This is a genomic window from Streptococcus sp. DD11, assembly GCF_001578865.1.
Classification (GTDB): Bacteria; Bacillota; Bacilli; order Lactobacillales; family Streptococcaceae; genus Streptococcus; species Streptococcus panodentis.
Genome location: NZ_KQ969398.1, coordinates 13,602 through 18,936, shown reverse-complemented (window position 1 = coordinate 18,936; position 5,335 = coordinate 13,602). Strand labels below are relative to the sequence as shown.

Below are 5,335 nucleotides of genomic sequence, written 5' to 3'. Positions count from 1 at the left end.
ATGTCGTTGACACACATGGCCACGCAATCCTGACCGATGGTATCGTGCTTGTCGTACTGGATGGCCAGCATGAGCTTGGTCCCGACCCCATCCGTCCCGGAAATGAGCACCGGCTCCTTGACATCCAGCGCCGACAGGTCGAACATGCCGCCAAAGCCGCCCAGAGCGCCCAGAACACCTGCACGCTCCGTCTTTTTCACATGCTTTTTAATCCGCTCAACCACTTCATATCCCGCTTCAACGTCCACACCGGACTGAGCGTATGCATTTTTATTTGTCATCATTTCATTCCTTATGTTTCTTTCTGCAAAAGATTGTGACAGCCCTCGTCAACTCGTTTCAATAAAAACTGGTCTGTTCTTTCAAACTCTCCAGATAGCGCTCCTCATAGTCATAAAGCGGAGTAGGATATTCCCCGTCAAAATAGGCTACGCAAAGACCGCCGTTGGGCGCATCGGTCTCAATGCCGACCGACTCAATGAGGCCCTCCAGAGACAGATAGGTCAGACTGTCTGCCCCGATAATCTCACAGACTTCCTCTACCGTATGATTGGCCGAGATGAGCTCCCGACGGTTCTGAATATCAATACCGTAAAAGCAAGGGTATTTGAGCTCTGGACTGCCAATCGCCACGTGAACCTCGGCCGCCCCGGCATCCCGCAGCAGCTGAACGATGCGGCGGCTGGTCGTTCCCCGTACGATGGAGTCATCTACCATGACCACGCGCTTGTCCTTGACAATGCTGGAAACAGCTGATAGCTTCATCCGAACTCCCTGCTCCCGCAGTTCCTGCGTCGGCTGGATAAAGGTCCGCTGGATATACTGATTTTTAATCAGCCCCATTTCATTGGGCAGGCCGGATTCTTCGGAAAAGCCAGAAGCCGCAGAGAGTGACGAATTGGGCACTCCGACTACAATATCCGCCTCGTGCTGAAATTCCTGCGCCAAGCGGCGGCCCATCCGCTTGCGGGCCGCATGGACATTGACGCCATGAATGACACTGTCCGGCCGGGCAAAGTAAACATACTCCATGGAGCAGATAGCCAGCTGGGTGTCATCCGTATAGCGGTCGTAAACAATGCCCTCATCATCGATAATGACCAGCTCTCCCGGCTTCAAATCACGGACCCATTCAGCTCCGACAACCTCAAAAGCACAGGTCTCACTGGACACCACCCAGGCCCCATTTTTCATACGGCCGATGGACAAGGGCCGAAAACCATTGGGATCCAGCGCTGCATAGAGCTTGTCCTCACCCATGACCAGATAGGCAAAGCCGCCCTTGACCCGATTCAGGGATTCCTTGAGCTTAGCGAGAAAAGTGTCCTGCCTGCTGTGGCGAATCAGGTGCATGAGAATTTCTGTGTCCGAAGAGCTGGCAAAAATGGAACCCTGCTCCTCCAGCTCCCGCCTCAGCGAATGGGCATTGGTCAGATTGCCATTGTGGGCCAGACCCAGCTGCATATCATAAAAGCTGAAAAAGAAAGGCTGGACATTGTTGATAGAAGCGCCGCCGGCTGTCGCATAGCGCACATGGCCGATAGCTGCCTCCCCTGTCAGATTCTCCAAATCTGCCGGATGTTTAAAAACCTCTGAAACCAGACCCAAATCACGGTAGCGTTTCAGCTGCCCGTGGTCATTGGAGAGAATGCCCGCCCCTTCCTGACCGCGGTGCTGCAGACTGTGCAGCCCAAAATACGTGACCTGAGCAGCCTGTGGATGGCCCCAAATCCCAAAAATACCGCACTCTTCATTGAGTGACTTTACTTCGTATGTCATGATTAACCCTATATTCTTTACTGTTTAAAACCAGAGAGAAGCCAGCCGCTGCCGGCTAAGGCCCTCCCAGTCTCAGAAGCTGTATGCATCGACCGCTTTTTTATGGAACGCCCTCTTCATGAGGAGCATTTCTTATTTTCCTGTAAAATAACGAACGGCGCTTTCAAATAATTGCTGATCCTTCTGACCCGGAATATTTTGGAAAAGACCGTCCTCATAGCGTTCAGAATGACCCATCTTCCCGATGATTTGGCCATTTTCACTGCAAATTCCTTCAATAGCATAGACAGAACCATTTGGATTGTAGCGGCTGTCCATGCTTGGCCTGCCCTCGAAGTCCACATACTGGCTCCAGATTTGGCCCTTGTCACGCAGCTGGGCAAATTCCTCTACGGTGACGACAAACTTCCCTTCACCATGAGAGACCGGAATAGCATGAATATCCCCCACCTGCACACCAGTCAGCCAAGGCGAATTGGTATTGGCAATACGGGTTTCCACCACTTTAGCAACGTGCTGATTGGCATCATTGTAAAAGAGGGTCGGACTGTTTTCACCAGCTGCTTCAAAATTGCCGTAAGGCAGCAGACCGGACTTGACCAAAGCCTGAAATCCATTGCAGATCCCAATGATGAGACCGCCGCGAGCAATGAAAGCATCAATGGCTGCCTTGACCTTTTCATTGAGCAGGATGTTGACGATGAACTTAGCGGAGCCATCGGGCTCGTCGGCAGCAGAGAAGCCGCCTGCAAAGAAGATGATATTGGCCTTGACAATGTTGTCAACCATGGTGTCAACGGACTTGACAATGGCTGCTTCATCTAAAGTAACGAACGGAACTAGATCGACCTTGGCTCCAGCTGCCTCAAAGGCCTTAGCTGAGTCATACTCGGAGTTGGTCCCCGGAAAGACGGGGATATAGACCAGCGGCTCTGCAACCGTCTCTTTAGCCTTGACAACTGTGTCAGACACTACAGCCGGCACTTCCTCGATGATGGTCTCCTGCTTAAATGTTGTTGGATAGATTGGCTCCAGCCGGCCTTCAAAGCTGGCCAGAAGCTGAGCACCCTGAAGCTGAACATCATTGACCGTCAGGGAAAAGTCAGACTTGGTCTGACCGATTTTGACAGCGCCTGGAATAGCCTGCTCCGGACTGGTAAAGACAAAGCCGCCCAGCTGCGCCTGCAGGACTGAAGACAAGTCAGCCACCTGCACCTGAGCTCCGATTCGGTTTCCAAAGCTCATCAGAGCCAGACTTTCTGCCAAACCGCCGTATTTAACCGCCGCTGCAGCTGTTATCTCATGTTCCGCCTGAATGGCCGCAAAGCGCTCAAAGTTGCCCTTGATCAAGTCAAAATCAATGTCCTGAGCCAAGACCTGACCCGGCAGGTAGTAGAGGCAGTCGCCGGCCGCCTTGAATTCTGGCGACAGAATGCGCTCCGCAGTGGAAGTCGTCACCCCAAAGGCCACCAGAGTCGGCGGTACGGTTAATTCCTCAAAGGTTCCGCTCATGGAGTCCTTGCCGCCGATAGAGGGCAGCCCCAGCTGAAGCTGCGCTTCAATAGAGCCCAGCAAGGCGGCCACTGGCTTGCCAAAGCGGGATGCTTCCTTGTCCATGCGCTCGAAGTATTCCTGATAAGAGAAGCGGGCCTTGTCCCAGTCAGCCCCGGCAGCCACCAAGCGGGCTGTCGCTTCAATCACTGCATAGGCCGCGCCATGGTAAGGCGACCAGGCCGCCAGATAAGGATTATAACCCTGAGCCATGACGGAGACTGTCTCTGTCTTGCCGTGCTCCACTGGAAGCTTCTGCACTGAAGCCTCAGTCGGCGTGATTTGGTAGCGGCCGCCGATTGGATGATTGACAGTTGAGCGGCCGACTGAGCTGTCAAAAATGGTCTGCAGCCCCTTTTGGCTGGCATGATTGAGATTACCAAGCAGTTCTTTGAGGTCGCGCTCCAAGGTCTCTGCGGACGTTGTCACCTGTCCCGGCAGAACTGCTTCATCATCTACCACCTGTGCATCCACCACCACGCGCACGCCATTGGTGTCTAAGAAGCTGCGCTCGATGTCTACAATGGTTTGACCATTCCAGTGCATGACCAGATTTGGCTTGTCTGTCACCCTTGCCACCACGACTGCCAAGATATTTTCCTTGGCTGCTGCGGCGATAAATTGCTCTGCGTCTTCCGGACGGACCACAACGGCCATCCGCTCCTGCGACTCAGAAATCGCGATTTCCGTCCCGTTTAGGCCCTGATACTTAAGCGGCACCTTGTCCAGATCGATTTCCAGACCGTCGGCCAATTCTCCGATAGCCACACAGACCCCGCCAGCTCCGAAGTCGTTTGATTTCTTAATGAGGCGGGTCACATTGCCATCGCGGAAGAGCCGCTGAATCTTGCGCTCCTCAATGGCATTCCCTTTTTGGACCTCTGCCCCTGCTGTCTCTACCGACTCTGCCGTCTGTACCTTGGAAGATCCGGTCGCTCCGCCGACACCGTCCCGGCCGGTCTTGCCTCCCAGCAAGATGACCAAATCACCTGCTGCAGGCTTTTCACGGACGACATTTTCCTTAGGCGCCGCACCGACTACCGCTCCCAGCTCCATGCGCTTAGCGACAAAGCCCGGGTGGAAATACTCACGGACATAAGTCGTCGCAAGACCAATCTGATTGCCATAGGAGGAATAGCCGTGGGCCGCCGTCTTAGAGATAACCTGCTGAGGAAGCTTGCCCGGACGGGTTTCAGCAATCGGCTGGCTAATATCGCCGGCCCCAGAAATCCGCATAGCCTGGTAAACATAAGAACGCCCTGACAGCGGATCGCGAATCGCCCCGCCGATACAGGTTGCCGCTCCGCCGAAAGGCTCGATTTCTGTCGGATGGTTGTGGGTTTCATTTTTAAACATAAGAAGCCAAGGCTCTTTGACGCCGTTGACATCAACCTCAATCTCCACCGAGCAGGCATTGATTTCATCGGATACTTCTAAATCAGCCAAGCGGCCCTTGGCCCGCTCATAGCGGCCGAAAATTGTCGCCATATCCATGAGGGTCTGCGGCCTGTCCTCACGGCCCAGCTCCTTTCGCATAGCCAGATACTTGTCATAGGTGGTCTGCAGCTGCTCTTGAAACTTAGAAGCCGAAAAATCAATCTGCCGCAGCTCGGTCTCAAACGTCGTATGCCGGCAGTGGTCAGACCAGTAAGTGTCCAGCACCTTGAGCTCGGTCTCCGTCGGAAAACGGCCCAGCGACTTGAAATAGTCCTGAATAAAGAGCAAGTCCGCCACTTCCATAGCCAGCCCCTGCTCCTTTTTATAAGCCGCAAAGTCCGCTTCTTTATAGTCTCTGAAAAAGTCCAGCACCGGAATGGTCTTGTCAGATTCTGAGAACTGCTCCAGCTCGATTGGTTTTTCAATATCCTTCAAACGAGAATCAACCGGATTGAGCAGGTATTTCTGAATGGCCGCAAAGTCTGGCTCGCTCACATCGCTGTTGACCAGATAGAGCTGGGCTGTTTTGACCTGCACATCTGTCCCGGCCCCCAGCAAAAAGAGGGCC

2 protein-coding genes and 1 pseudogene are annotated in these 5,335 nt (G+C 53.6%); all 3 read right to left on the bottom strand.

Translation table 11 applies throughout. From position 1 onward, the window contains the following. Positions 1-281: pseudogene (locus STRDD11_RS12125) on the bottom strand (phosphoribosylformylglycinamidine cyclo-ligase); the annotation flags it as partial. A 58-nt stretch (positions 282-339) separates the two neighbouring features. Beyond that, on the bottom strand, positions 340-1,779 hold the full coding sequence (gene purF / locus STRDD11_RS12120) for an amidophosphoribosyltransferase (RefSeq protein WP_128837518.1): 1,440 nt from the start codon (positions 1,777-1,779) through the stop codon (positions 340-342). A gap of 132 nt (positions 1,780-1,911) precedes the next feature. Next, positions 1,912-5,335, bottom strand: a 3,424-nt coding sequence (locus STRDD11_RS12115; RefSeq protein ID WP_241209456.1) for a phosphoribosylformylglycinamidine synthase, incomplete at its 5' end; no start/stop codon positions are given.

Bases quoted from the DNA above. Each gene is read 5' to 3' on its own strand.
- purF (WP_128837518.1), bottom strand. From the start codon at position 1,779: ATGACATACGAAGTAAAGTCACTCAATGAAGAGTGCGGTATTTTTGGG.